22 protein-coding genes are annotated in these 26,224 nt (G+C 74.4%); 15 read left to right on the top strand and 7 right to left on the bottom strand.

The window, feature by feature from the left end:
- Window positions 1-89: 89 nt before the first annotated feature.
- From MTR79_RS19060 to MTR79_RS19050, 3 genes are read left to right on the top strand one after another with little or no spacing between them, the layout of a single operon-like run.
- Window positions 90-1,328: a lycopene cyclase family protein gene (locus MTR79_RS19060; protein WP_244791465.1), complete on the top strand. Its 1,239-nt coding sequence runs from the start codon at window positions 90-92 to the stop codon at window positions 1,326-1,328.
- Window positions 1,325-2,053, top strand: a complete 729-nt coding sequence (locus MTR79_RS19055) for a methyltransferase domain-containing protein (protein WP_189365777.1) — start codon at window positions 1,325-1,327, stop codon at window positions 2,051-2,053. The genes MTR79_RS19060 and MTR79_RS19055 overlap by 4 nt, the downstream gene beginning before the upstream one ends.
- Window positions 2,050-3,615, top strand: coding sequence for an NAD(P)/FAD-dependent oxidoreductase (locus tag MTR79_RS19050; protein WP_280518341.1), 1,566 nt, complete (start codon window positions 2,050-2,052; stop codon window positions 3,613-3,615). Before MTR79_RS19055 ends, MTR79_RS19050 begins: the two co-directional genes overlap by 4 nt.
- A gap of 35 nt (window positions 3,616-3,650) precedes the next feature.
- Here the strand turns inward: MTR79_RS19050 and MTR79_RS19045 are convergent, their stop codons facing one another.
- From MTR79_RS19045 to MTR79_RS19025, 5 genes are all read right to left on the bottom strand, one after another.
- Window positions 3,651-4,730 (bottom strand): cobalamin-dependent protein, encoded by a 1,080-nt coding sequence (locus tag MTR79_RS19045; RefSeq protein ID WP_244791463.1) that lies wholly within the window; start codon window positions 4,728-4,730, stop codon window positions 3,651-3,653.
- Between the two features lie 17 nt (window positions 4,731-4,747).
- Window positions 4,748-6,397 carry a GAF domain-containing SpoIIE family protein phosphatase gene (locus MTR79_RS19040; RefSeq protein ID WP_244791461.1) on the bottom strand — a complete coding sequence of 550 codons (1,650 nt, stop codon included), beginning with the start codon at window positions 6,395-6,397 and terminating at the stop codon, window positions 4,748-4,750.
- Between the two features lie 123 nt (window positions 6,398-6,520).
- Window positions 6,521-7,258 (bottom strand): adenosylcobinamide amidohydrolase, encoded by a 738-nt coding sequence (locus MTR79_RS19035; protein WP_244791459.1) that lies wholly within the window; start codon window positions 7,256-7,258, stop codon window positions 6,521-6,523.
- Window positions 7,259-7,360: 102 nt separating this feature from the next.
- Window positions 7,361-7,780, bottom strand: coding sequence for an ATP-binding protein (locus MTR79_RS19030; protein ID WP_048458314.1), 420 nt, complete (start codon window positions 7,778-7,780; stop codon window positions 7,361-7,363).
- Window positions 7,781-7,849: 69 nt separating this feature from the next.
- The gene (locus MTR79_RS19025) at window positions 7,850-7,999 is read right to left on the bottom strand and encodes a hypothetical protein (RefSeq protein WP_122213162.1); all 150 of its coding nucleotides are present in this window, start codon (window positions 7,997-7,999) and stop codon (window positions 7,850-7,852) included.
- A gap of 189 nt (window positions 8,000-8,188) precedes the next feature.
- Between MTR79_RS19025 and MTR79_RS19020 the strand changes: the two genes are divergently transcribed.
- Window positions 8,189-8,629, top strand: a complete 441-nt coding sequence (locus MTR79_RS19020) for a hypothetical protein (protein WP_244791457.1) — start codon at window positions 8,189-8,191, stop codon at window positions 8,627-8,629.
- 108 nt (window positions 8,630-8,737) lie between these two features.
- On the top strand, window positions 8,738-10,378 hold the full coding sequence (gene pgm, locus MTR79_RS19015) for a phosphoglucomutase (alpha-D-glucose-1,6-bisphosphate-dependent) (protein WP_189365771.1): 1,641 nt from the start codon (window positions 8,738-8,740) through the stop codon (window positions 10,376-10,378).
- Window positions 10,379-10,412: 34 nt separating this feature from the next.
- Here pgm and MTR79_RS19010 read toward each other — a convergent pair whose 3' ends face one another.
- Complete coding sequence (locus MTR79_RS19010) at window positions 10,413-10,925, bottom strand: hypothetical protein (protein WP_244791456.1); 513 nt, start codon at window positions 10,923-10,925, stop codon at window positions 10,413-10,415.
- 344 nt (window positions 10,926-11,269) lie between these two features.
- On the opposite strand from MTR79_RS19010, the gene MTR79_RS19005 reads away from it, so the two are divergent.
- From MTR79_RS19005 to MTR79_RS18970, 8 genes are all read left to right on the top strand, one after another.
- On the top strand, window positions 11,270-12,259 hold the full coding sequence (locus MTR79_RS19005; RefSeq protein WP_244791454.1) for an alpha/beta hydrolase: 990 nt from the start codon (window positions 11,270-11,272) through the stop codon (window positions 12,257-12,259).
- Between the two features lie 68 nt (window positions 12,260-12,327).
- Window positions 12,328-12,729: a hypothetical protein gene (locus tag MTR79_RS19000; protein ID WP_189365768.1), complete on the top strand. Its 402-nt coding sequence runs from the start codon at window positions 12,328-12,330 to the stop codon at window positions 12,727-12,729.
- 100 nt (window positions 12,730-12,829) lie between these two features.
- Window positions 12,830-13,915, top strand: a complete 1,086-nt coding sequence (locus MTR79_RS18995) for a substrate-binding domain-containing protein (protein WP_189365767.1) — start codon at window positions 12,830-12,832, stop codon at window positions 13,913-13,915.
- A 435-nt stretch (window positions 13,916-14,350) separates the two neighbouring features.
- Window positions 14,351-15,697, top strand: a complete 1,347-nt coding sequence (locus MTR79_RS18990) for an extracellular solute-binding protein (protein ID WP_244791452.1) — start codon at window positions 14,351-14,353, stop codon at window positions 15,695-15,697.
- Window positions 15,698-15,725: 28 nt separating this feature from the next.
- Window positions 15,726-16,700 carry a sugar ABC transporter permease gene (locus MTR79_RS18985; RefSeq protein WP_189365765.1) on the top strand — a complete coding sequence of 325 codons (975 nt, stop codon included), beginning with the start codon at window positions 15,726-15,728 and terminating at the stop codon, window positions 16,698-16,700.
- Window positions 16,697-17,560: a carbohydrate ABC transporter permease gene (locus tag MTR79_RS18980; protein ID WP_244791450.1), complete on the top strand. Its 864-nt coding sequence runs from the start codon at window positions 16,697-16,699 to the stop codon at window positions 17,558-17,560. Before MTR79_RS18985 ends, MTR79_RS18980 begins: the two co-directional genes overlap by 4 nt.
- Before the next feature lie 28 nt (window positions 17,561-17,588).
- Entirely contained in the window at window positions 17,589-18,611 is a 1,023-nt protein-coding gene (locus MTR79_RS18975) for a hydroxyacid dehydrogenase (RefSeq protein WP_244791449.1), read from the top strand.
- Complete coding sequence (locus tag MTR79_RS18970; RefSeq protein ID WP_244791447.1) at window positions 18,608-20,506, top strand: DUF2264 domain-containing protein; 1,899 nt, start codon at window positions 18,608-18,610, stop codon at window positions 20,504-20,506. Before MTR79_RS18975 ends, MTR79_RS18970 begins: the two co-directional genes overlap by 4 nt.
- A 16-nt stretch (window positions 20,507-20,522) precedes the next feature.
- On the opposite strand, the gene MTR79_RS18965 is transcribed toward MTR79_RS18970, so the two are convergent.
- The gene (locus tag MTR79_RS18965) at window positions 20,523-21,452 is read right to left on the bottom strand and encodes a hypothetical protein (protein WP_244791445.1); all 930 of its coding nucleotides are present in this window, start codon (window positions 21,450-21,452) and stop codon (window positions 20,523-20,525) included.
- Between the two features lie 317 nt (window positions 21,453-21,769).
- Here MTR79_RS18965 and MTR79_RS18960 point away from each other — a divergent pair, with 317 nt between their 5' ends.
- Both MTR79_RS18960 and MTR79_RS18955 read left to right on the top strand, forming a co-directional pair.
- Window positions 21,770-25,153 (top strand): CARDB domain-containing protein, encoded by a 3,384-nt coding sequence (locus MTR79_RS18960; RefSeq protein ID WP_244791443.1) that lies wholly within the window; start codon window positions 21,770-21,772, stop codon window positions 25,151-25,153.
- Window positions 25,154-25,349: 196 nt separating this feature from the next.
- Complete coding sequence (locus MTR79_RS18955) at window positions 25,350-26,210, top strand: hypothetical protein (protein WP_244791441.1); 861 nt, start codon at window positions 25,350-25,352, stop codon at window positions 26,208-26,210.
- The last annotated feature ends 14 nt before the right edge of the window (window positions 26,211-26,224 follow it).

Genomic DNA, 26,224 nt, shown 5'->3' with positions numbered 1-26,224 from the left:
CGAGTGACCCGGATCCGCGCGGGCACACGGACGAAGACAACCGGCCGTGCGGATCCGCACGGACTCGTACCGAGGAGGGTGGTGCCGGCGTGCTGGAGGCGGACGTCGCGATCGTCGGGGCGGGGGCGGCCGGGCTGTCCCTCGCCCACCGGCTGGCCGGTCCCGGCAGCGGGCGCCGGGCGCCGTCCGTGGTCCTGCTGGACGCGCCGCCCGGACCGCTGCGACCGCCGCGACGCACCTGGTGCTTCTGGGAGGCGGGCCCCGGCCGCTTCGACGCCGCCGTCACCGCGTCCTGGCGGAGCCTGCGCGTCCGCGACCGGGGAGGCCGCCCCATCGACGGGGACATCGCGCCGCTGCGCTACAAGATGATCCGCTCCGACGACTTCGAGCACCTCGTCGCCCGCGACCTGGCCGGCCGCGACGGGGTACGGCGTGTCGAGGGCACCGTCGACACCGTGGAGGACGTGCCCGGGGGAGCGCTGGTGCGGCTGCGCGACCGCGACGGCGACCCCCGTGTCGTGGGCGCCCGCTGGGTGTTCGACTCACGCCCGCCCGGCAGCCTGCCCGCCGCCCGCACCACGTTGCTCCAGCACTTCCACGGCTGGTTCGTGCGCACCGCCCGGCCCGCCTTCGCCCCCGGCACCGCCGAACTCATGGACTTCCGCACCCCGCAGCCCGCCGACGGCCTGTCCTTCGGCTACGTGCTGCCCCTCGGCCGGCACGACGCCCTGGTGGAGTACACCGAGTTCTCCCCCCGCCCCCTCACCCCCGACGCCTACGAGGCCGCCGTACGCCACTACACCGACGACGTGCTCCGGCTGGGCGAGCTCGAGGTGCTGTCCACCGAGACGGGCGTCATCCCGATGACCGACGCGGTGATGCCCCGCCGGACCGGCCAGTCCGTGTTCCGCATCGGCGCGGCAGGCGGCGCCACCCGCCCCTCCACCGGCTACACCTTCGCCGGCCTCCAGCGCCAGACCCGCGCCGTCGCAGCCGCGATCCGCGAGGGCCGCCGTCCGGTGCCGCCGCCCGCCCACTCGGCCCGCTCCCGGGCCATGGACGCCGTGCTGCTGCGCGCCCTGGCCGGCGGGCGCGCCGACGGACCCGCCCTGTTCTGCCGCCTGTTCGACCGCGTCCCCATGCGGCGGCTGCTGCGGTTCCTCGACGGCGACACCCGCCTCCACGAGGACCTCGCCGTCGGCCTGCACGCCCCGGTCGGCCCGATGCTCCGCTCCGCGCTGGAACTGCCCGGCCTGCCCCGCCGCCCCTACGAACGGCCCCTGAACCCCCCGACGTGCCCCGCCCCTGCCACCCCGGAGACCCCATGACCCTCCTGCGCGACGAGCACCTCGCCGCCGCCTTCGACCACGCCGCCCGCAGCTACGACACCCTCGTCGCCGCCAACCCCGGCTACCACGCCCATCTGCGCCGCTCGGCACGCCGCCTGGGCCTGCCCCGCGGCGGCGAGGGGCTGCGCGTGCTCGACCTCGGCTGTGGCACCGGCGCCTCCACCGGAGCGCTCGCCGAGGTGCTGCCGAGCGCCGACATCACCGCCGTGGACGCCTCCGCCGGCATGCTGGAGCGGGCCGCCGCCAAGACCTGGCCGCCGAACGTCACGTTCACCCACGCGCCCGCCGAGCGGCTCGCCGAGGCCGGGGTCACCGGGCCCTTCGACGCGGTCTTCGCCGCCTACCTGTTCCGCAACGTCACCGACCCCGACGCCGTGCTGCGCACCGTGCACGGCCTGCTCGCGCCCGGCGGACGTCTCGCCGTGCACGAATACACCCTCGGTGGCCGCCGCACCGACCGAGCCGTGTGGACGCTGGTCTGCCGGGGCGTCGTCCAGCCGGTCGCGACCCTGCTCGGGGACGGCGACCTCTACCGCCATCTGTGGCGCAGCGTCGTCGGGTTCGACACCGCCGACCGGTTCGCCGACCGCCTGCGGGCGAACGGCTTCACCAGTGTGCGCCGCCTGCCGCTGCCCGGCTGGCAGACCGGCATCACCCACACCTTCACCGGGCGCCGCCCCACCAGGACGGAGACCGCGCGATGACCCGGCCGCCCCGCCCGGCCGCCGCCCGCCGCGGCCGTGACCGCCGCGCCCGCGTGATCATGCCCGCGCCGGGCGCGCCGCGCGCCGACGGCGACCGCAGGCCCAGCACCGCCGTCGTCGGCGGCGGCATCGGCGGACTGGCCGCCGCCACCGCCCTCGCCGAACGCGGCGTCGACGTCACCCTCTACGAGGCCCGCCCCTACCTCGGCGGCCGCGTCGGCGGCTGGCCGGTCGACCTCAGCGACGGCACGCCCGCGACCATGAGCCGCGGCTTCCACGCCTTCTTCCGGCAGTACTACAACCTGCGCGGCCTGCTCCGCCGTACCGACCCCGCCCTGGAGCGCCTCACCCCGCTGCCCGACTACCCGCTGCGGCACAGCGACGGCATGCACGACAGCTTCCGGCACGTGCCCCGCACCCCGCCGTGGAGCGCGATCGGCTTCGCCGCGCTCAGCCCGTCCTTCCCGCTGCGCGACCTGCCCCGGATGAACGCGGCGGCCGCGCTGCCCCTGCTCGACGTCCGCGTGCCCGACATCTACGCACGCCTCGACGCGGTCAGCGCGCACGACTTCCTCGACGCGGTCCGCTTCCCGGAGAGCGCCCGGCACCTGGCCTTCGAGGTGTTCTCCCGCAGCTTCTTCGCCGACCCCCGCCTGCTGTCGGCGGCCGAGATGGCGCTGATGTTCCACATCTACTTCCTCGGCTCCTCCGAGGGCCTGCTGTTCGACGTGCCCACCGCGCCCTTCCCCACGGCCCTGTGGGAACCGCTCGCCGCCCTGCTCGAGCGGCACGGCGCGGACCTGCGCACCTCCACCCCCGTCGAGCACGTCGAACCCCTGGACGACGGCGGGTACGAGGTCGCCACCGACCGGGAGGCGCGGCGCCACGACACCGTGGTACTCGCCCTGGACGCCGTCGGACTCCGCGCCCTCGTCGACCGCTCCCCCCTGCTCGGCGACACCCCCTGGCGGGAGCGGACCGCCCGGCTGCGCAACGCCCCGCCGTTCCTGGTCTCCCGCCTCTGGCTGGACCGCCCGGTCGCCCCCGACCGGCCCGGCTTCCTCGGCACCGGCGGCTACGGCGCCCTCGACAACGTGAGCGTCCTCGAACGGTACGAGGACGAGGCCGCCCGCTGGGCCGCGCGCACCGGCGGCTCCGTCGTCGAGCTGCACGCCTACGCCCTGCCCCCGGAGGCGGCACCGGAGGTCGAACAGAAGCGGCTGCTCGACCAGTTGCACCGCATCTACCCGGAGACCCGCGGGGCCGGGATCGTCGACGCCCGCCACGAGTGGGGCACCGACTGCCCGCTCTTCCCCGTGGGCGGATACGAGGACCGCCCCACGGTCCGCACGCCCGACCCGGGCCTGATGGTGGCGGGCGACCTGGTCCGCACCTCCCTGCCGGTCGCCCTGATGGAACGCGCGGCGACCACCGGCTTTCTCGCCGCCAACGCCCTGCTGGAACGCTGGGGCGTCCGCGGCCAGCCCCTCTGGACGGTCCCGGACCGCGGACGCAGCGCGGTGCTGCGCGGGCTGGCGGGAGCGCTGGGGCGCCGCGGGTGACGTGAAGCGGGGGGAGCAGGAGGGCGCTCCCCGCTTCAGACCACCGTGTCCGTGACCGCCGGGTCGGTCCTGTCCGTGAGACGGGCGGCGCCCGCGCGGATGACGGCCAGGGCTCGCGGGAAGTCGTGCAGACGGTCGGTGAGGATGTCCAGGCCGGTCACCAGGGAGTGCGGGGGGACGTTCCGCGCGGACAGCACGTCCGCCGTCCAGCCCAGGAACTCGGTGAACACCTCGACGGCGTCGACGTAGAGGGCGGTCGCGAGGAAGTCGACGACGTGCGCCAGATCCTCGGCCGTGCGCTCCCGCTGCGCGTCGCTGTACTCCCGCATCGGCGGGAAGCGCCGCTCCATCTCGGCCAGCGTCTCCTTGACCAGCCGGCCGCGCGACTGGACGACCATGCTGTACTCCTGGTCGGCCAGGTGCGGCAGGTCGTCGACAGCCTGCCGGACGTTCGTCGGTCGCGCGAGCCCGGCCTCCAGCACGGCCGCGGCGCCCCGGGCGTCCGGGGCCCATGCGTCGGCGCCCAGGGCCCGCGCGTACCGCCCGTCCACGCCGAACGCCCGGCCGCCCGCCACCACCGGCACGCCCACGGACCGGCAGGCGTTGATCGCGGTGTGCGCCCGCGGCAGGTGCGTGGGGATCGAACCGGAGAGCAGCACGGCGTCGGAGTTGGTGTGGTGCTGGTGCGCGACCAGATGCGGGGTCGGCGTCTGGGCGCCGAGGTAGTCGACCTGCCAGCCGCGCAGCCGCAGCGTCTCGGCGACGAGGCGCGCGGGGAACGCGTGCCATTCGCCGTCGACGCAGCTCACCGTGACCCGGCCCCGGACGGCCTCGGGACGCCTGCCGGAGTCGTTGTGCACCAGGGCGGTGATCACCCGCTCGTTGATCGCCGTCGCCGCGTGCTCCTGGGCGACGGTGATGCGGTCGGCGGCCCACTCCAGGCCGATCCGAGCCTGTACCGCCGCGACCACGTCCAGCAGCAGGTCCTCCTCCTGCCAGCCCCCGGCCAGGGCGCCGCGGACGACGTCGACGGCGTCGTACTCGTCGCCGTCGATCACCGCCTTCCACAACGCCTCGCCGAGTTCGCCGGCCGAGGCCCGGGGGCCGCCGCTCATGCCTGCCTCCGTGCTCGTCATCCGTCGGCACCGGCCGGCGCGCGGTCGCCCGCCGGGCCGCCGTTCCGCGGGGCGGTGATGGCCACGACGGCCATGTCGTCGTGGCGGCTGCCCGGCTCCAGCCACTGCGCGGCCAGCATCTGTACGTGTTCCGCCATCGCCTCGCCCGGCATGCCGCCGCATCCCTCCAGGGCCTGCCGCAGCCGCTCCTCGCCGAACAGTTCGTCGCCCAGCGGGCCACCGCGGGCCTCGGTGATGCCGTCCGTGTAGAGCAGGCAGGTGTCGCCCGGGCCGAGGACCGTCTCCACGGTGCGCGCCGTCACCTCGGGCAGCGCGCCCACGAGGGTGCCCTGCGTGGGCATCTCCTCGACCCGGCCGTCCGCGCGCACCACCAGCGGCGGCAGATGCCCGGCGCCGGTGAGCCGCAGCCGCACCGGGCCGTCGTCCTGCCGCTTCACGGACGCCAGCACCAGGGTGGCGAACCGGGCGTGGTGCGAGGTGAGCAGGGCGCCGTTCAGCATGCGCAACACCCGGAGATGATCGGAGGCCAGCGGCAGCAGCGCGTGCAGCGTGTTGCGGATCTTCCCGGTGAGGACCGCCGCGTCCAGCCCTTTGCCGGCCACGTCGCCCAGCGCCACGAACGTCTCGGCGGACCCGTCGGGGCCGGGGTGGACGTCGTAGAAGTCGCCTCCGACCCGCTCGTGGTCCATGGCGGTGCGGTAGCGGCCCGCGTAGTCGACGCCGTGCACACGGCTCAGCGGCGGCGGCAGCAACTCCCGCATCAGGGTGCCGGTGATGGCCGTCTGCTCGCCGTAGAGGCGCGCCGCCGAGAGGGCGGTGCCCGCGCGGGAGGCGAACAGCCGGGCGAACTCCTCCTCCTCGGGCGAGAACCCCTTCTCGGTGTCCGAGCGCAGCAGGATCAGCGCGCCCGCGGGCACCCCGTGCCCGGGCAGCGGCGTCACCAGCACGGAACCGACCGGACCGGAGAAGCCGTCGGGGATCGCCCAGGCCGGGATGGCGTCCGGGTTGATCCAGCGGGCCGGCACGGGCGGGAAGCCGCGCAGGGCCTCGTCGAGCCCGGGGACGGTGAGCGGGTCGATCTGCCGGGTCTCCTGCACCACCCGCCGCCCGCGCAGGGCGTGGGTGACGGCGTACCGGTGCCCGGCGGGCGGGGTGATCAGCACGGCGGCCTCGGCGAGGTGGTCGGCGGCCATCAGTGCGGCCACCTCCGCGCAGCGCGGCACGTTCAGGGAGGACAGCAGGGTGCTGAAGAGGCCGGAGGTGACATCGGCCCGCTCGCGGGTCTCCCGCACGGTCTCCTGGGCCCGCACGAGGTCCGTGCGGTCGAACAGCCACCAGGCCACATGGCCGTCCCCGGTGGGGGAGGGCCGGGCCTCGAAGGAGCGGTCGCCGAGGAGCCCGGCCGGCGTGGCCGCCGTCGGGTCGAGGGCGCCGGCGACATGACTCCGGTGCGCCTCGCCCAGCCACGACGGCGGGACGTCGGAGTCACGGGAGGACGCGGTGAGGCGGCGGGCGGCACGGTTGCGGCCGGCGATCCGGCCGCGGGAGTCCAGTACCAGAACAGGGCATGGCGCGTCGTCCCACGTGGGGACGGACTGGTCGCGCGCATGGCACGGATCGGCGCTGGAACCGGGGGAAGAGATCACGAACGAGGTGCGCGCCGCGCACCCACCCCCTTTCTCGTCGGCGTCAGCAGGTACGGCGGCCACGGTCCCCCATCCGTGCCTGCGAAGCAACCTGCCTGCTCGGCGAGGCGGGCCATGAGGCGCTCAGTACCCCGGAACTGGTGTTCCATGCGTCACACCGGACGTGCCGGGACCGCCGGGCACGCCCTCCGCGACGGCGTCCCGCACGGCCCGGTGCACGGCACGCGCCAGCCGCGCGCCCCACAGCGACCGGGGCCCGGCGAACGCGTACGCCTCCCGGTCCGGGGCCGGGGCGTCGGCGACCACGCACACCGCGTCGGTCGGGGTGCCGGAGCAGTCGTGGCCGCTCTCCACCAGAGCCTGCACCTTCGCCTCCGTCGCGGTGGCCACCGCGTTCACCAGGGCCGCGTCGGTCAACGCGGCCGGCACGGCCACCACGACGTTGATCGTGCCCGGCTCCGGGGCCCCCTCTGCGCCCTCACCGGGCCGCGCCGCCCAGTCGCGCACGTCCACGCCCGCTGTGACGAACGCCTCCACGCCCCCATCGCGCGCGTGCGCGTACGCCGACACGTCGGCCGCCGTCATCAGACCCACCCCCGGCCCGCTCAGGCCCGCGTCGGCGGCGAGGGAGGCGAGGTGCCGTTCGGGGTCGGTGCGCCGGTAGCCGTGCGACACCTGCGCGTTGAGGATCCACGCCCGCCGGCCGATGCCTCCGCCCAGGACCGCACTGCTGATCGCGCGGCGCCCGGGACCCGCCGTCCACAGCAGCGCGTGCAGCCGTGCACCGTCCTCGGTGCGGGTCAGCCGGTGCGGGGCCGGCAGGGCGGGCGTGACGGGGTGCGGGGGCAGGGCGGCGGTCACCGTGCGGGGCTCCTTGCGGCGGGCGGCCTTCGCGGGCGGCCTTGCGGGGGTCGGCCCGACCGATCGTAGGCCGGGCCGGGTCCGCGTCCCGCGCCGGGGTGATCACACCGCGGCGGCGGCCTCCGGAGCGCGGAAGCAGGCGGTGACCGTCTTGCCGTGCGGGCAGGGCCGCGCCTCCCAGGTATCGGCCAGGACGTCGACCAGCAGCATGCCGCGCCCGCCGACCCGCTCCTCGCTCGGCTCGCGCGGCGTGGGCAGGGAGGCGGACCCGTCGTGCACGGAGATGTGCAGGCAGCGGGTGTCCCACGCCATCACCAGCTGCGCGTCGGTTCCGGCGTGCACATGCGCGTTGGTGACCAGCTCCGACACCGTGAGCAGCACGGAGTGGACGGTATCGGGCGCGGTCTCGTCCCACCCCAGGGAGGCGAGGTGCTCCTGCGCCCAGTCACGGGCCGCCTTCACCCCCTGCCCCATCGGCAGGGAGCGTGCCCAGCCCACGGTGCGGACCGACGATTCGTTCATGGAGTCCTTTCCGGTCGTCGGCCTGCGGTCCGCGCGGACGCGCGAGGAACCGTCAGGCCCGGGGTCGGCTCAGCGCCGTCCGCCGCGCAGCCGTCCCAGCAGCCGCTGGGCCTGCGCCCGCTTCCGAGGGTCGGCCGCGGCCCGTCGGACCTGCTCGGCCGCGCGGCGCCCCTGCGGGCTCCGGGCGAACTGCTTGATGCGCTCCACCATGCCGGGCATGGCGACTCCTCTCGGTAGGCGTCGGCGTGTGCGTGCCGTCCTTCTTCTACCCCCGGAACCCCGGCACAGCCCGCTCCCGGCCGGGAATCTCAAGCCCGCGCCGTGCCCGCCCTGTTGGCAGTGCGCGACCGTGAGCAGCGCCTCGTCACCGATGTGTTTGCCGACCGGCCTTGCGGCAAACCGGTGTCCATGACCGAACAGAACAAGAACGCGAACCGGAAGACCTCGACCGCCGGGTCCACGGCGTCCAAGGCCGCCTCGACCGCCGACAAGGCCACCGACAAGGCGACCGCGTCGGCGAAGAGCGCCGCCGACGGCGCGGCGGCCAAGGCGTCTGACGCCGCGTCGGCCGCCGCGTCCGGCACCGAGCGCGCCGCCCGCGCGGCGAACGGCGCCGCCCAGTCCGCGGTGAAGGGCGTGGAGGCGGGCCGCCGCGCCGTCGTCACCGCATCCGGGCAGGTCGCCTCGGGCGCCAAGACCGCCTGGACGGTCATCGCCAACCGCAGGCTGGTCGCCGCGGGCGCGGCCGCCGGACTGACCGCGCTGACCGCCGCCTCCTACGCGGTGGGCCGCCGCGCCGAACGGCACACCCACGGCCCTCTGACCCGGATGACCGGCGGACGTATCTGACGTCCGCCGGGGGCCGGAGCGGACCGAGCCCACTCGCGCGGCGACGCCCCGGCGGGGAAAGATGGCTCCGCAAGCGTGACAACCGACCTTTTGCGGAGGAGTGGGCACATGCAGCACGAGCGAGCGGGCGGTCCGGCCGGTCCCGAGGATCTCGTCGACGTCGCTCGGCTGGTCACGGCGTACTACGCGCTCCACCCCGACCTGGACGACCCGGGGCAGCGCGTCGCGTTCGGCACCTCGGGGCACCGCGGCTCGTCACTGGCGGCCGCGTTCAACGAGGACCACATCGCCGCGACCAGCCAGGCCATCTGCGAGTACCGCGCCGCGCAGGGCACCGACGGACCGCTCTTCCTCGGCGCGGACACCCACGCCCTCTCCGAGCCGGCGCGGGTCACCGCCCTGGAGGTGTTCGCCGCCAACGGCGTGACGGTGCTCATCGACAGCGCCGACGGGTACACGCCCACCCCGGCCGTCTCGCACGCCGTGCTCACCCACAACCGGGGCCGCGGCACGGGACTCGCCGACGGCGTCGTCGTCACCCCGTCCCACAACCCGCCCGCCGACGGCGGGTTCAAGTACAACCCGCCCAGCGGCGGCCCCGCAGGATCGGACGCCACCGGCTGGATCCAGGAGCGCGCCAACGAGATCATCCGCGGCGGCCTCAAGGACGTCCGCCGCATCCCTTACACGCGCGCCCTCGCCGCGCCGGACACCGGCCGCTACGACTTCCTCGGCACGTACGTCGCGGACCTGCCGAGCGTGCTGGACCTGGACGCGGTCCGCGCGGCCGGCGTCCGCATCGGCGCCGACCCGCTGGGCGGGGCGTCGGTCGCCTACTGGGGCCGCATCGCCGAGGAGCACCGCCTGGACCTCACGGTGGTCAACCCGCTCACCGACCCCACCTGGCGGTTCATGACGCTCGACTGGGACGGCAAGATCCGCATGGACTGCTCGTCGCCGCACGCCATGGCGTCCCTCATCGGGCAGCGCGACCGCTTCGACATCGCGACCGGCAACGACGCCGACGCCGACCGGCACGGCATCGTCACCCCCGACGCGGGCCTGATGAACCCCAACCACTACCTCGCCGTCGCGATCGGCTACCTGTACGCGCACCGCGCGCAGTGGCCGTCGGCGGCGGGCGTCGGCAAGACCCTCGTCTCCTCGGCCATGATCGACCGGGTCGCGGCCGACCTGAAGCGTGACCTGGTCGAAGTACCGGTCGGTTTCAAGTGGTTCGTGGACGGACTGGTCGACGGCAGCCTCGGCTTCGGCGGAGAGGAGTCGGCCGGGGCCTCCTTCCTGCGCCGCGACGGCTCGGTGTGGACCACCGACAAGGACGGCATCATCCTGGCGCTGCTCGCCTCCGAGATCACCGCGGTCACCGGGAAGACGCCGTCGCAGCACTACGCCGGACTGACCGCCCGCTTCGGCGAACCCGCCTACGAGCGCATCGACGCCCCCGCGACCCGCGAGGAGAAGGCGCGCCTGGCGAAGCTCTCCCCGGCCCAGGTCACCGCGGACACCCTGGCGGGGGAGCCGGTCACCGCCGTGCTCACCGAGGCGCCCGGCAACGGCGCGTCCGTCGGCGGCATCAAGGTGACCACGGAGAGCGCCTGGTTCGCGGCCCGCCCCTCGGGCACGGAGGACGTGTACAAGATCTACGCCGAGTCGTTCCAGGGCCCGGAGCACCTGCGCCGGGTGCAGGAGGAGGCGAAGGGGGTCGTGCTGGCGGCGCTGGGCGGCTGACCGGGCGCCTCCGCCCGGGCCGTTGAACGCCTTGTCAGCCGGCCTGGATCTCCGTGGCGGACGGCGTGGTGAGCCCGGCCGGCACGGAGGTCCCCGGGGGCAGCGTCACCGGGGCCTCCTCGGACTGCCGGAGCACGGTGTCGCCGGGCCCCTCGGCCGGGGTGCCGGCGCCCGTGGACAGCTGGGACCACGCGCCCAGGGCCAGGGCGATCGCGGCGGCAGTCCCCACGACACGCCCGACCCGGCGCAGCCGCGCCCGCCCGTCGAGGTCCCGCCAGGCAGGCCCCTCCCACGGGTCGTCCGGCTGCCACAGGTCGCCGACGGCCTCCGGGGTGTCGCGGCGGGGCGGCTTCGTCGGTGCGGGCGGCGGGAGCTGGGGGGACCGCCCGGCGGCCCGCTGCACCGCCGAGGGCTCCCTGGGGGCGGACGTACGGATGGCCTGCTCGCTGTCCATGAGGAACCGCTGCCAGACGTCGTCGGGCACGGACGGCACGTCGTCCTCCCGATCCTGCGGCGTTCCGCCGTCGTCCGGTCCCTGCGTGGTCACGTCCGTCCATTCCTCTCGCGTCCCGGAGCCCGCCGGCGACACCTCGGCGCACGTGCGCCCCCGGGCCCGCCAGGATCATCGCACAGCGCCGGAACGCCGAAACGGGGGACCGGCAACGCGGTACGGAGGCCCGGCACCGGGGGTGCCGTCCGCGTACCGTGTGCTTTCGCTTCCGACTGCCGGCCGCACGACGAGGGCGTCCGTGGACGTCATCACGGCAGGCGTTTGCGGAACCGGCAACATCGCTCGCCCTCCGTTGCGCGACGGCGCATGCTCGGCCTACGACCAGGGCCTTCCGGAGCCGCACCGGCGTCCGCGGGCCCCCGAGCGACTCTGGAGCAGCCGTGCCGGTACCGACATCACCGCTCGTCCACCGTCTCGTCCCCGCCCCCGCGGGCCGCGTGCACCTGGTGGAGCAGGGCAGCGGCCCGCTGGTGCTGCTCGTGCACGGCTTCCCCGAGGGCTGGTACTCCTGGCGGCACCAGCTGCCGGCCCTCGCGGCGGCCGGCTACCGGGCGGTTGCCGTCGACGTGCGCGGTTACGGCCGCTCCTCCCGGCCCGCCGCCCCCGACGCGTACCGCGTACGGGAACTCGTGGACGACGCCGTCGCGGTGGTCGAGGCGCTGGGGGAGCGGACCGCCGTCGTCGTCGGCCACGACTGGGGGTCGTCCGTCGCCTCGAACGCAGCCCTGCTCCGGCCGGACGTCTTCCGCGCGGTCGCGATGCTCAGTGTTCCCTACGCCCCGCGCGGCGGGCCTCGTCCCAGCACGGTCTTCGCGTCGATGGGAGGCGACGAGGAGTTCTACGTGTCGTACTTCCAGGAGCCGGGCCGCGCCGAGGCCGAGATCGAGCCGGACGTACGCGGCTGGCTCGCCGGGTTCTACGCGGCCCTGTCCGCCGACACCATGCCCGGCCCCGGAGCGCCCTCGCCGTACTTCACCGGACCGGGCGGGACCCTGCGCGAACGGTTTCCGGCGGACCGGCGCCCCGCATGGCTCACGGACACCGAACTCGACGCGTTCGCCGGCGAGTTCGAGCGCACCGGGATGAGCGGGGCGCTGGCCCGCTACCGCGCCATGGACCGGGACTGGGAGGACCTCGCCCCGTACGACGGGGCACCGGTCGCGCAGCCGTCCCTGTTCATCGGCGGGGAACTCGACGCGTCCACGACCTGGATGGCCGACGCGATCGACGCCTTCCCGGTCACCCTGCCCGGCCTGGTGTCGTCGCACATCCTCAAGGGCTGCGGCCACTGGGTGCAGCAGGAGCGGCCCGAGGACACCAACCGCCTGCTCACGGACTGGCTGGCCGTCCTGCCCCCGGCCGCGTGTTAGGTTCCCGCACGACAGCGAGCGCGTGACACCCGGCGCGGCCGGGCTCTCGGGGACGGACGGCGGCGACCATGACGTCGGAGCACACCGGAAGACCGGACGGCGAGGCAGCGCCCCTGCCCCGCGTCCTCTGCGACACGGCCGCCCTGGCCGCCGCCGCGGGCGACGGGCCCGCCGGCGCGCTGTGGCGGCTCGCGGAGTCCGGCCGCCAGCTCGACGCCAACGTCGTCCGTCTCCCGCCCGGCCACCGCGTGGACACTCACCGCGAGCCCGACCTCGACGTCCTCCTGCTGGTCCTCGCCGGCGACGGCACCCTCACCGCCCCGGACGGCGACCACCCCCTGCCCACCGGCGCCCTGACCTGGCTCCCCCACGGCTCCACCCGTTCCCTGGCGGCCGGCCCCGACGGCCTGACCTACCTCACGGTCCACCGCCGCCGCCCGGGCATGACGATCCGTCCCCGCCCCTCCTGACCCTGCCGTACGAGCCGGACGCTCCCGCGGGCGCCCGGCGGAGCGATCGTTATGATGCCCGCATCGTTCAAACGAACATTCCGCCGCGGGGAGGGGCCTCATGCGCGAGCCGGTCGAGGTCAGGAGGCAGCGGATCCTCGCTGCCGTGGAGTCCCGGGGGTCGGCGCGGGTGAGTGATCTCGCCGCCGAGCTCGAGGTGTCCGTGGTGACCGTGCGGAGGGACGTGGAGGAGCTGGCCCGGGAGGGGAGACTCCGCCGCGGGCACGGCGTCGTGCGCTCCACCCTCGCCGCCCGCGACATCCCCGCGCCGCGCCCGCCGGACGGCGACACCGTGGCCGTCGTCGTACCCGAGCGCCACCACTACCTGTACGAGTCCCTGCACGGCGCCCGCTCGGTGCTGGAAGCGTCCGGCAAGCGCATCGCGCTGCACATCGCACCCCAGGTCGCGGGCGCCGAACGCCCCCTGATCGAGCGCGCGTTGGAGGACGGCGCCGCCGGTCTGCTGCTCGCCCCCCGCTGGCGCACGCCGGCCGACGAGGAGGCCGACCACCTCTGGCTCGCCGCGTTGGAGGTGCCCGCCGTGCTGATGGAGCGGCGCCCCGGGGCGGGCACCGCGCTGCACGCCATGGACTCCGTCTGCTCCGACCACGTCCACGGCGCCCACCTGGCCGTGGAGCACCTGGTGGGTCTCGGCCACCGGCGGATCGTGTTCGCCACCCGCGACGACAGTCCCACCGCGCGCACCCTGCGGTCGGCGTGCGCGCGCATCGCCGGGGCGCACCCGCTCGTCGAGGCGTGGGCGTGGACGCTGAGCGCGCCCGAGGCCGGCCAGGAGGGCCCGTACGCCCCGGAGGAGACCGCCGAACTGCACGAGGTGCTGAGAAGGACGGGGGCCACCGCGGCGGTGCTGCACGGCGACGTCGACGCGCTGATGCTGGTGCAGCGGCTCGCGGACCACGGGGTGCGGGTCCCGGAGGACTGCTCCGTCGTCGCCTACGACGACGTGGTGGCCGGCCTGGGGACGACGCCGCTGACCGCCGTCGCCCCGCCGAAGGCGGACGTCGGAAGGGCGGCCGCCGAACTCCTGCTGGAGCGGCTGGACTCCGAGGCGGCCGGGCGCACACCCGTGCGCCGGGTGGAGCTGCTGCCCTCCCTGTCCGTACGCGGCTCCACACGAGCCCTCTGACCGTCCCTCCGCCTTCCGGCGGGGCATGCGAGGCCTCGCCCTCGGCGTCGGCCGCCGGCCTCGGCGGACAGGGCAGCCCCAGCCCGCAGGGCGGCCCGCAGGGTCCCGGCCTCAGGGGTCAGGCGGCCCCGGCGGAACCAGCGCCACGCACGGCCACGGCCCGTCGCCGGCCGACCGAGGGCGGACCAGCCGAGCGGACCGGCAGTCGCGGACCGGTCGGGCGCGGACCGGTCGGGCGCGGACCCGACAGGCCGCGGACCAAGAGCTCGCGGACACCCGCAGCGAAACGAAGGGAGACCGGGCGCACGCCAAGTGAGCGTTTGAACGTTTCATTTTCTTCTGATCGATCTATTGACCGTTTGCCGGTCGAGCCCCGACGATTCCCGTGTCCCGAACAGCCGTGTCCCCGACACGCCAGGAGCCGCGGGAGGCGCCATGCCCGGTCGACACCGCCGTCGATCCGTGCTCGCCGCGATGGCCGCCGCGCCGCTTGCAGGAGCCCTCGGCGCCTGCAGCCAAGGCGCGGACGACGCCCCATCAGGCAGCAGCAGAACCGGTGCGAAGAAGCCCGTACGCGTCACCTTCTGGTCCGCCCTGCGTGGCAGCCAGGAAGTGGTCGACGCCTTCAACCGCACCCACGACCGCATCCAGGTCGACTTCCAGCAGATCCCCTCAGGAGGCCAGGGCGGTTACGCGAAACTCAGCAGCGCCGCCCGCGCGGGCAACGCCCCCGACGTCGCCACGATCGAGTACCCGCAGGTGCCGGGGTTCGCGATCGACGGCGTCGCCCGCGACATCACCGGGCTGGTCGACGACCGGCTGCGGGCGGCACTGCTGCCGCAGGCGTTCGGCCTCACCACCTTCCAGGGGCGCGTGTTCAGCGTCCCCCTGGACGTCGAGCCGATGGTGATGCACTACCGCGCCGATCTGTTCGACCGGTACGGCCTCCAAGTGCCCCGCACCTGGGACGAGTTCGCCGATCTCGCCCGCGTCGTACGGCGTGCGGCGCCCGACCGGCGGCTCGTGCTGTTCCCCACCGACGGCGCCACCCAGTTCGCCGCCTACTCCTGGCAGGCGGGCGCCCAGTGGTTCGACACCCGCGACGGCGCCTGGAACGTGTCCCTCGCCGACGCCCCCACCCGCCGTGTCGCCGCGTACTGGCAGGACCTGATCGACCGCGACGACATCTTCATGAACGCCGTCGAGAGCCGGCAGTCCGACGCCCAGATCGGCAACGGGCTCGTCCTCACCCGGCTCAGCGGCGCCTGGGACGCCGGCGCGCAGATGAACGCCCGCCCCGGCCAGAAGGGCCGGTGGCGCATCGCCCCGCTGCCCCAGTGGGACACCGCCCGCCCGGCCGTCGGCACCCACGGCGGCTCGACCTTCGCCGTCACCAAGGACAGCAGGAACCCCGAGGCCGCGATGGAGTTCATCGCCTGGCAGGTCTCCCACCCCGACGCGCTGCGCGCCCGCCTGTCCAGCGGCACCAGCAGCCAGTACCCGGCGGCCTCCGCCCTGGTCGCCGTCGGCCGGGACGCCTTCGACCGCTCCTACTACGGCGGCCAGGACATCTACACGCTCTTCGAGCAGGAGGCGGAGAAGATCCGCGACGGCTGGGTCTGGGGCCCGCGGATGACCGCCACCGGCCGGGTCATGCAGGACTCCTTCGCCCGCGTGCCGGCGGGCCGCGGCACGATCGTCGGCTCGGTGCGCGCCGCCCAGGACGGCACCATGCCCGACCTCGAGGCCCTCGGCCTGTCGACCACCCAGCACAGCACCTGAGCCGCCCGAAAGGCAGGTGACACCCCTCATGACCGCGACGACCGAGCACACCGTGCGGGTCCCCGCCCCGCGCACCGCCGCCCCCTCCGCCCGCACCCGCCGCACCGCCCGGCGCCGCAGGCTGGGCGCCGCCGGCGTGCTGATGGCCCCCTTCTTCCTGCTGCTGACCACCGTCTTCCTGATCCCCGTCGGCACCGCCGCCTACCTCAGCTTCTACAGCGACGACCAGCCAGGACTCGGTTTCGGACCCGAACGCACCGTCTTCGTCGGCCTGCGCAGCTACGCCGCCGTCCTCACCGACCCGACCTTCCTCGGCGGCCTCGGGACCGTCGCCCTGTACTGCCTGATCTACATCCCGCTCATGGTGGCCGGCGCGCTCCTGCTGGCGCTGCTGCTCGACTCCGGCGTCGTACGGCTGCGCGCCTTCGCCCAGCTCGGGCTCTTCCTGCCGCACGCCGTGCCCGGCATCATCGCCGCGCTGATCTGGCTGTACCTCTACACGCCCGGCATCAGCCCGGTCGTCGACCTGTTCGCCCGCGCCGACATCACCATCGACTTCCTCGGCGTGCACACCGTCCTGCCGTCCATCGTCAACATCGCCCTGTGGAGCAACCTCGGCTACAACACGGTGGTCTTCTACGCCGCCCTCCAGGCCGTGCCCCGCGAGGTGATCGAGGCCGCCGTCGTCGACGGCGCGGGCCCGGTGCGCACGGCACTCCAGGTGAAGACCCCGCTGGTGCGGGCCTCGATCGTGATGGTCGCCATGTTCACCCTCATCTGGTCGCTGCAGCTGTTCACCGAACCGATGCTGCTCAGCCAGTCCTCCCCGATGATCAACTCCCGCTTCTCGCCGAGCATGTACATCTACGACGCGGCCTTCACCCGCAACAACTACGGCCTCGCCGCGGCCGCCTCCGTCGTCCTGCTGCTGTGCACGATCGCCCTGTCGTACGGCGTCACCCGCTTCACCAGCCGCAACTCCACCGCCGAGGAGGCCCGATGAGCGCCACCGGCTCCCCCCTGCTGCGCCCCCGCCTGCTGGGCCGGGCCACTGTCAACGCCGTCGTCGCGATCTCCGTGCTCTACACCCTGCTGCCCGTGCTGTGGCTGGTGCTCGCCGCCGCCAAGAGCCGTGACGCCCTGTTCGGCAGCGACCTGCTCTCCCTGAGCGACTTCTCCTTCGCGCGGAACCTCACCGACCTGTTCGCGATGGACGGCGGCCTGTACGGACGCTGGTACGTCAACAGCCTGCTGTACGCGGTGCTCGGCGCCGCCGTCGGCGCGCTGGTGAGCGTCGCCTGCGGCTACGCCTTCGACAAGTACCGTTTCCGGCACAAGGAGAAGCTGTTCGGCCTGGTCCTCGCCGCCGTCATGGTGCCGCAGACCGTCCTCGCCCTGCCGCTGTACCTGATGGCCTCCGAGGCCGGACTGGTCAACACCTTCTGGGCGGTGTTCATCCCCGTCCTCTTCAACCCGTTCGGCGTCTACCTCGGCCGCATCTTCAGCCAGGGCTACGTCCCCGACGAGGTGCTGGAGGCCGCCCGCATCGACGGCGCCGGCGAACTCACCATGTACGCGCGGGTCGCGCTGCGGATGCTGGGGCCCGGTCTGGTGACCGTGTTCCTGTTCCAGCTCACGGCCGTCTGGAACAACTTCTTCCTGCCCATGGTGATGCTCTCCGACCAGGACCTGTACCCGGTCAGCCTCGGCCTGTACGCGTGGAACAGCTCCGCGTCCGTGTCGCCCGAGTACTACCCCGTGGTCATCATGGGATCGCTGCTCGCCGTGGTGCCCCTCATCCTCGCCTTCGTCCTGCTCCAGCGCTTCTGGCGCAGCGGTCTGACCGCCGGCGCCGTGAAGTGAACGCCCACGCAAGGAGTCACCGCACCACATGACCGAGCCCACGCCCGGCCGCCGTCCCCGCGCCGCCCTCGCCATGTCCCCGGACGTCGCCTCCGCCGTCCTCGACCCCGAGTCGCGCGCCGCCCTCGACGCCCTGTGCGACCTCGCCCCGGCGGTGCTGGAGGACTTCACCACCCCCGCCGCCCGCGCCGTGCTCGCCGACACCGAACTGCTCGTCACCGGCTGGGGCTGCCCGCCCCTGGACGGCGACCTGCTGCGCGCCGCGCCCCGGCTGCGGGCCGTCGTGCACACCGCCGGCAGCGTCCGCGGCCATGTCACCGACGCCTGCTGGGACCGCGGCGTCGAGGTGTCCTCCGCCGCCGCGGCCAACGCCGTTCCCGTCGCCGAGTACACCCTCGCGATGATCCTCCTCACCGGCAAACGGGTCCTGGAGAGCGCCCGCGAGTACCGGGCCACCCGCACCCGCGCCGACTGGCTGCACACCCCCCGCACGGTCGGCAACCACCGCCGCACCGTCGGCGTCCTCTCCGCGTCCCTCATCGGCCGCCGTGTGATCGACCTGCTCCGCCCGCACGACGTCGACGTGCTGCTCCACGACCCGTACGTGGACGAGGCCGAGGCCGCCCGGCTCGGCGTGCGGGGCGTCGGGCTCGAGGAGCTGTTCCGGCTCGGCGACACCGTCAGCGTCCACACCCCCCTGCTGCCCGAGACCCGCGGACTGGTCTCCCGGGACCTCATCGGTTCGATGAAGCCCGGCGCCGTGCTCATCAACACCGCACGCGGCGCGGTCCTCGACCAGGACGCGCTCACCGACGCCGCCCTCGCCGGCCGCATCCGCGCCGTGCTCGACGTGACGGACCCCGAAGTCCTGCCGCACGACCACCCGTTGTGGGACTGCGAGCACGTCCTCATCACCCCGCACCTCGCCGGCTCGCAGGGCAACGAGTGGCGCCGGCTCGCCGACACGGCCGTCTCCGAGGTCGCCCGCTGGGCCTCCGGAGAGGGCTTCCTGCACCCCGTCCGACGCGAAAGGCTGGCCTTCCTCGCATGAGCATCCCCTTCGACCTGCCCGCCGACGACCACGACATCAGTCCCCGCACGGGATACACCCGCGCCCACTGGGAGGCGGTGGCGGACGGGCTGCTCGCGGCCGCCTGGCGCCGGGCCACCCCGGGCAGCGCCCTGCTGCACCTGCCCGGCCGCCCCTCCCGGTCGGGGGTGCGCTCCGACGGCCTGGAGGGCTACGCCCGGACGTTCCTCGCCGCCGCCTTCCGCGTCGCCGGCGCCGACGGCGACGACCCCCACCACTGGCTGGAGCGGTACGCCGACGGACTCGCCGCCGGCACCCGCACCCCCGGCCGCGACGACACCGAGTCCTGGCCGCTCATCCTCGACTTCGACGTCCAGGGCCAGCCCATGGTCGAGTCCGCGTCCGTCGCGCTCGGCCTGCGGCTCACCGCGCCCTGGCTGTGGGACAAACTCGGCACCGAGGTGCAGGACCGCGCGGAGGAGTGGCTGCGCGGCGCCCTGCGGCACACCCCCGCGCCCAACAACTGGTACCTCTTCCCGTACACCGTCGCCGGGTTCCTGGAGTCCGTCGGCCGGGGCGACTCCGAGACGGCCGCCGCGCGGGAGCGGGCACTGGACCTGCTCGCGAGCTGGTACCGGGGCGACGGCTGGTACGCCGACGGCGACGGACGCGCCTTCGACCACTACAACGGCTGGGCCCTGCATCTCTACCCGGTCCTCGACGCGCACCTCTCCGGCGACGCCGACGCCCTCGCCCGTCACGGCGGACGCCTCCGCGCCCACCTCGACGGCTTCTCCCTGATGTTCGGCGCGGACGGCGCTCCGCTGCACTACGGCCGCTCCCTGACGTACCGCTTCGCCGCCTCCGCGGCCGTGTCACTGGGCGCGGTCACCGGCCACACCCCGCTCACCCCGGGCGCCTCGCGCCGCATCGCGAGCGGCAGCCTGCGCCACTTCCTCGACCGGGGCGCGCTCACCCCCGACGGACTGCTGTCCCTCGGCTGGCACGGCCCGCACGAGGCGAGCCTTCAGGAGTACTCCGGTCCCGCGTCGCCGTACTGGGCGTCGAAGGCGTTCGTCGCGCTGCTCGCCCCCGCCGGTCACGCGCTGTGGACCGACACCGAGGAGCCCGCCCCGGTCGAGGAGGCCGACCGGGTGCTGTCCCTGTCGGGGCCCGGCCTGCTCCTCCAGGCCACCCGCGCCGACGGCACCGTACGGCTGCACAACCACGGCAGCGACCATGTGCGGCCGCACGAGGGCGAGTCGGCGGCCGACGACGACCCGCACTACGGCCGGCTGGCGTACTCCACCCGCACCGGACCCACCGCCCCGGCGAACGTCGCCGACAACCACCTGTCGGTGGAGGTGGCCGGGCGGCCCAGCGTGCGCCGCCGCGTCCACCCCCTGGGCGCGGGGCACGGCGACGGCTGGGGCTGGGCCGCCTCCTGGCACCGGCCCGTGTTCGTCGCGGGCCCGCCGATGGTGCCGGGCCTGACGGTCGAGAGCGTCACCGTCGCGCACGGCGGCCTGGAACTGCGGGCACACCGCGTGGTGGGGGCGCCGCCCGGAGCGCGGGTCACCCTCACCGGCTGGGCCACGGGCCCTGAGGAGCCGACGGTGTCCGCCCTGCACGGCCTGTGCGGCTGGGACGACCCGGCACCTGAGACGCTCCCCGCGCCGCAGGGCACCGCCTGGACCCCGTGGGCCCGCGTGCCCCGCCTCACCGGCGGCTGCGGGGGCACCACCGTGCACCTGGCACTGGCGTCCCTCACCGCCGGTCCTGACGCCCCGTCGCTGGAGCGGGCGGTGACCGACGTACGCGTCCACGGCGGGACCGTGGAGGTGACATGGGCGGACGACGGCTCCCGCACCTGCGTCTCGTTCGGGCCGGCGGAGGTGCGCCACACGCGCCCGTGAACGCGGCGGGCCGGCCTCAGGACCGTGCGTCCGCCGCACGCTCCGGGGCCGGTGTGGCGCCGTCGGGCGCGGTGTAGAACACCGAGGTGCCCTGCTTGCTGCGCTGGGCCTGGCTGCGCGCGACCAGACCCTCCAGGGTGGAGCGGACCACCGTCACCTTGATGGTGCGTCCGGGGTGCGCCTGGCCCAGCGCCGTTGCGACCTCCGCCGCCGAGCGGGGCTCCTTCTGCTCGTCCAGATGCCGGCGGACCAGGTCGACCAGCTTCGGCGCGTCACCCCGGGCGGACTCGGCGGCCTTCGCCGTGGCCTTGCGCGGCGCCTTCACCGCGGACGCCTTACCGGCCGGCTTGGGGGCGGCCGGCTTGAGGGCGGCGGGCTTGCGTGAGGCCCTGGCGCCGGTGGACTTCGCCGGTCCGGCGGGTTTCGACGCGCCCGTGGCCTTCGCCGCGTCCCCGGACTTGGCGGCACCCGCGGTTTTGGCAGCACCCGCGGCCTTCGCCGAGCCGCCCGTCTTCGCCGAGCCGCCCGTCTTCGTGGAGGCGGCGGCTGCCTTGCCCGCACCGCCCGCCGTCACCTTCTTCCGCTCCCGCTTCGGCTTCTCCGCCCCGGACCCGACGCCGTCGCGGCTGCGCGGCGCGGGCACGGCCGCGCCCGCGGACACGGCGGCCTCCTCCGCCGGCGTGGCGGACGCGTCCTTCGACGGCTCGGCGGGCGTGGCGGGTTCGGCGACCGCGGTGTCCCCGGGCCCCTCCGCCGCCAGATCCAGCGCCCGCCGCATCTTCACCAGCAACGCGTGGTCCCGCTGAAGCGCGGCCAACTGCTGCTGCAGCTCGGCGATCTCGGCGCCGACCCGCTCCTGCTCCTTGGCGTTGCGCTCGAGGTCGCTCGCCACCTGGGCGACGTACTGCGACGTGAGATCGGTGGCGACGGTCGAGTGGTCGGACATGAGGGTGTCCTTTCGTCGTGTGGTCTGCCGGTGGCCAGTCATGGTACGGCCGGGCGGGGTTGACCGTTTCTCCTCCGCGGACTCCGGGAGAGGTGCGCGGTTGACGCCCGTGTGGGGTGAGGTGCACCGGTTCGCTGCCGGACGCTGTGTCCACGCCATTGACAAGTGATGCGCGAGCCGGAAACTTCAAAGCGAGAGCCGCAAGAAGTGAACGACGTCCCGCAAATATCGCATCGGGCGTCGGCAATCCTCGGCAGGGGCATTGGGCTGCCCGGGGGGCCGCGCGCCCTCAGCACCCGCCGTGGAACGAGGACTTCATGAGACGCACGCGTTTCGGCCTGCGTACGATCACCGGCCTGCTCCTGGCCGGTCTGGTCGCCGCCGGTCTCTCACCCGGTACGGCCGGCGCCGCCGCGCAGGCGGTCCGCGGACCCGACCTGGCGCTCGGCAGAGGCGTCACGGCCACCGGGTCCCATCCCGAACACCCCGCGACCAACCTGACCGACGGCAGTCAACTCACGTACTGGGAAGGCCCTTTGGGGTCCTTCCCGCAATCCGTGCGCATCGACCTGGGCGGCACGGTCCGCGTCGACGAGGTCGTGCTGAAACTGCCGGCCGCCTGGGAGGCGCGCTCCCAGACCCTCGCCGTGGAGGGCAGCACCGACGGCTCGTCCTTCACCGCGCTGTCCGCCTCGGCCCCCCACCGCTTCGACCCCGACCGGGCCAACACCGTCACCCTCACCTTCCCGGCCCGCGACGTACGCCATGTCAGGGTCCGCGTCACCGCCAACACCGGCTGGAACGCCGCCCAGCTGTCCGCGCTCGAGGTGTACGGCGAGGACGGGGGAGGGGGACCGGGCGGGCCACCGGCCGACGGGACCGATCTGGCGCGTGGCAAACCGGTCGAGGCGTCCTCCACGATTCACTCCTTCGTGGCAGCCAACGCCAACGACGGGCGCATCGACACCTACTGGGAGTCGGCAGGTCACCCCGCCACGCTCACCGTCCGCCTCGGCGCCGAGGCCGACGTCACCGCCGTCGTCGTCAGGCTGAACCCGGACGCGGCATGGGAACGGCGCACCCAGAGCATCGAGGTCCTCGGACGCGACCGCTCGTCGAGCGCCTACACCACGCTGACCGCCCGCGCCGACCACACCTTCGACCCGGCCGGCAACGGCAACGGCGTCACCATCCCCGTCACCGGACGCGTCGCCGACGTACAGCTGAAGTTCGGCCACAACTCGGCGGGTTACGGCGCCCAGGTCGCCGAGCTGGAGGTCCGGGGCACGGCCGCGCCCAATCCCGACCTGACCGTCACCACCCTCGACTGGAACCCCGCCGCCCCGACCGAGACGGACCCCGTCACCGTCCGCGCGACCGTGCGCAACGCCGGCACCGCGCAGTCCGCCGCCGCGACGCTGAACGTCAGCCTGGAGGGCGCCGTCGCGGGCAGCGCCCCCGTCCCCCCGCTCGCCCCGGGCGGTTCCGCCACCGTGTCCGTGGACGCGGGCACCCGTCCCACGGGCAGTTACACCGTGTCCGCCGTGGCCGACCCCACGGACACCGTCGCCGAACTGGACGAGACGAACAACAGCCGCACCGCGACGGACCGGCTGACCGTCGCCCAGAGCCCCGGCCCCGACCTGGAGGTCACCGGCATCCGCACCAGCCCGGCCACGCCCGCCGTCGGCGCGCCGGTGTCCTTCACCGTCTCCGTGCACAACCGGGGCACCTCACCCGCCCCCGCCGGCTCGGTCACCCGTCTCGGCGTGGCCGGACGCACCCTCGACGGGACCACCGGGCCGATCGCCGCCGGCGCCACCGCCGAGGTCACGGTCGACGGCACCTGGACCGCCACTCCGGGCCCCGCCGTCCTCACCGCCACCGCGGACGCCACCGGCACGGTCACCGAGACCGACGAGAACAACAACGTCCTCAGCCGCCCGATCGTCGTCGGCCGCGGCGCCGCCGTCCCGTACACCGAGTACGAGGCGGAGGACGGCGCCTACCGGGGCACGCTGCTCACCGCAGACCCGAAACGCACCTTCGGCCACACGAACTTCGCCACCGAGTCGTCCGGCCGTGCGTCCGTCCGGCTCGACTCCACCGGCCAGTACGTCGAGTTCACCTCCACCGACGCCACCAACTCGATCGTCGTGCGCAACTCCATCCCCGACGCCCCGGGCGGCGGCGGGACCGAGGCCACGCTCAGCCTCTACGCGGACGGCGCGTTCGTGCAGAAGCTCGGCCTCAGCTCCAAGCACAGCTGGCTCTACGGCACCACCGACCAGCCCGAAGGACTCACCAACACCCCCCAGGCCGACGCGCGCCGCCTCTTCGACGAGTCCCACGCGCTGCTCTTTGACACCTACCCGGCGGGCACCGTGTTCCGGCTCCAGCGCGACGCCGACGACAGCGCCGCCTTCTACGTCGTCGACCTGATCGACCTGGAGCAGGTGGCCCCGCCCGCCCAGAAGCCCGCCGGGTGCGTCTCGATCACCGAGTACGGCGCCGTCCCCGACGACGGCATCGACGACACCACGGCGATCCAGCGTGCCGTCACCGCCGACCAGCGGGGCGAGATCGACTGCGTGTGGATCCCGGCCGGGCAGTGGCGGCAGGAGCAGAAGATCCTCACCGACGACCCGCTGGACCGCGGACAGTTCAACCAGGTCGGCATCCGCGACGTCACCGTCCGTGGCGCCGGCATGTGGCACTCCCAGCTGTACACGCTCACACCCCCGCACCAGGCGGGCGGCATCAACCACCCGCACGAGGGCAACTTCGGCTTCGACATCGACGACAACACGAGGATCTCCGACCTCGCCATCTTCGGCTCCGGCACCATCAGGGGCGGCGACGGCGGTGCCGAGGGAGGCGTCGGCCTCAACGGGCGCTTCGGCAAGAACACCCGCGTCAGCAACGTGTGGATCGAACACGCCAACGTCGGCGTCTGGGCCGGCCGTGACCACTCCGACATTCCCGACCTGTGGAACCCGGCCGACGGACTGGAGTTCACCGGCATGCGCATCCGCAACACCTACGCGGACGGCATCAACCTCACCAACGGCAGTCACGACTCCACCGTGACGAACTCGTCGTTCCGCAACACCGGCGACGACGCGCTCGCCGTGTGGTCCAGCAAGCACGTCAGGAACCCGGCCACCGACATCGGCCACGACAACCACTTCCGCAACAACACCGTCCAACTGCCCTGGCGCGCCAACGGCATCGCGATCTACGGCGGCCACGGCAACACGGTGGAGAACAACCTCGTGTACGACACCATGAACTATCCCGGCATCATGCTGGCGACCGACCACGACCCCACGCCGTTCTCCGGGCAGACCCTGATCGCCGGCAACGGGCTGTACCGCACCGGCGGCGCCTTCTGGAACGAGGACCAGGAGTTCGGCGCCATCACCCTGTTCGCCCAGGGACTCGACATCCCCGGCGTGGTCATCCGCGACACCGACATCCACGACTCGACGTACGACGGCATCCAGTTCAAATCCGGCGGCGGCGCCATGCCTGACGTGCGGATCTCCGACGTCACCATCAGCGAGTCGAAGAACGGCTCCGGCATCCTCGCCATGGGCGGGGCCCGGGGCAGCGCCACCCTGACGAACGTCACCATCACCGGATCGGCGGAGGGCGACGTGCTGATCGAACCCGGCTCCTCCTTCGTGATCAACCGATAGGCGTTCACACGCCGATTGCTCCGTCCGGCGGGCCCGCACCCCACGCGAGGGTGCGGGCCGGTCACCCGTACGGCCCCTTGCCGAAGGGCGCCCCGCTGCGGGCCACACCCCTCACGGGCGGCGCAGACGGGGGACTTCGCGCGGACGCGCGGGGGGAGCCGAGGCGATCGCGGGCGGACGAAGTCAGGCTGAGTCCATGGCTTCATCGACCGACTGCCCGGACCGTGCGCCCCGCGCCGTGTCCGGCGCCGCCCGGCGGCCGTCCGCCGGGCCCGTCCGCCTCCGTACCGGGGTACGGCTGTGGGCCCTCGTCCTCGTCGTCCTCGCCGCCCTCACCGGGTGCGGGGCGGGCAGCGGCACCGGCGCCCGGGACGACCCCGCCGCCGGCACCGCGCGCGAGCACCCGTCCGCCAATCCCCCCGCGGGGGGAGCGCCCGGCACCGCGCAGGGCCGCCCGGCCACCGAGGCGCCCGCGGTGATCCCCGGCCTCGGCCCCCGCACCCGGGCGTGGATCCCGGGCGACGCCCGTCAGGTGGTCGTGGTCACCGGACGCGACCGGAACGCCAACCACTCCCAGGCCGTGCTGTACCGGCACACCGGCACCGGCTGGGAAGCGGGCCCGGTGTGGCCCGCCCGCAACGCGCTCCGCGGCTGGACCGACGAACACTGGGCCGGCGACCTGCGGTCGCCCATCGGCGTCTACAGCCTCTCCGACGCCGGCGGACTGCTCCCCGACCCCGGCGCCCGGCTGCCCTACGACCGCTCGGACGGCTTCGCCGTCAGCGGCACCGGCTTCGAAGGGGAGCCGCTGGAAGGGTCCTTCGACTACGTCGTCGCCATCGACTACAACCGCACCCCCGGCACGTCCCCGCTGGACCTGACCCGGCCGCTGGGCGCCGACCGCGGTGGCGGCATCTGGCTGCACGTCGACCACGACGGCCCCACCCAGGGCTGCGTGAGTCTGCAGCAGCAGCACATGCGGGACCTGCTCCTCGCCCTCGACCCCGCGCTGCGCCCGGTGGTCGTCATGGGCGACGCCGCGTCCCTGCGCGAGTGACCGCCGCCCCCGAG

It is taken from the genome of Streptomyces sp. BJ20 (genome assembly GCF_022869105.1).
Classification (GTDB): domain Bacteria; phylum Actinomycetota; class Actinomycetes; order Streptomycetales; family Streptomycetaceae; genus Streptomyces; species Streptomyces griseoincarnatus.
Note: the sequence above shows the minus strand (reverse complement) of the source record. Positions and strands in the feature narration are given on the sequence as shown.

Excerpts from the sequence above, each read along its gene's own strand:
- MTR79_RS19055 (WP_189365777.1), top strand. The coding sequence starts at position 1,325 with ATGACCCTCCTGCGCGACGAGCACCTCGCCGCCGCCTTCGACCACGCC.
- MTR79_RS19050 (WP_280518341.1), top strand. The coding sequence starts at position 2,050 with ATGACCCGGCCGCCCCGCCCGGCCGCCGCCCGCCGCGGCCGTGACCGC.
- MTR79_RS19045 (WP_244791463.1), bottom strand. The coding sequence starts at position 4,730 with ATGAGCGGCGGCCCCCGGGCCTCGGCCGGCGAACTCGGCGAGGCGTTG.
- MTR79_RS19030 (WP_048458314.1), bottom strand. The coding sequence starts at position 7,780 with ATGAACGAATCGTCGGTCCGCACCGTGGGCTGGGCACGCTCCCTGCCG.
- MTR79_RS19025 (WP_122213162.1), bottom strand. The coding sequence starts at position 7,999 with ATGCCCGGCATGGTGGAGCGCATCAAGCAGTTCGCCCGGAGCCCGCAG.
- MTR79_RS19020 (WP_244791457.1), top strand. The coding sequence starts at position 8,189 with ATGACCGAACAGAACAAGAACGCGAACCGGAAGACCTCGACCGCCGGG.
- pgm (WP_189365771.1), top strand. The coding sequence starts at position 8,738 with ATGCAGCACGAGCGAGCGGGCGGTCCGGCCGGTCCCGAGGATCTCGTC.
- MTR79_RS19000 (WP_189365768.1), top strand. The coding sequence starts at position 12,328 with ATGACGTCGGAGCACACCGGAAGACCGGACGGCGAGGCAGCGCCCCTG.
- MTR79_RS18995 (WP_189365767.1), top strand. The coding sequence starts at position 12,830 with ATGCGCGAGCCGGTCGAGGTCAGGAGGCAGCGGATCCTCGCTGCCGTG.
- MTR79_RS18990 (WP_244791452.1), top strand. The coding sequence starts at position 14,351 with ATGCCCGGTCGACACCGCCGTCGATCCGTGCTCGCCGCGATGGCCGCC.
- MTR79_RS18985 (WP_189365765.1), top strand. The coding sequence starts at position 15,726 with ATGACCGCGACGACCGAGCACACCGTGCGGGTCCCCGCCCCGCGCACC.
- MTR79_RS18980 (WP_244791450.1), top strand. The coding sequence starts at position 16,697 with ATGAGCGCCACCGGCTCCCCCCTGCTGCGCCCCCGCCTGCTGGGCCGG.
- MTR79_RS18975 (WP_244791449.1), top strand. The coding sequence starts at position 17,589 with ATGACCGAGCCCACGCCCGGCCGCCGTCCCCGCGCCGCCCTCGCCATG.
- MTR79_RS18970 (WP_244791447.1), top strand. The coding sequence starts at position 18,608 with ATGAGCATCCCCTTCGACCTGCCCGCCGACGACCACGACATCAGTCCC.
- MTR79_RS18965 (WP_244791445.1), bottom strand. The coding sequence starts at position 21,452 with ATGTCCGACCACTCGACCGTCGCCACCGATCTCACGTCGCAGTACGTC.
- MTR79_RS18960 (WP_244791443.1), top strand. The coding sequence starts at position 21,770 with ATGAGACGCACGCGTTTCGGCCTGCGTACGATCACCGGCCTGCTCCTG.
- MTR79_RS18955 (WP_244791441.1), top strand. The coding sequence starts at position 25,350 with ATGGCTTCATCGACCGACTGCCCGGACCGTGCGCCCCGCGCCGTGTCC.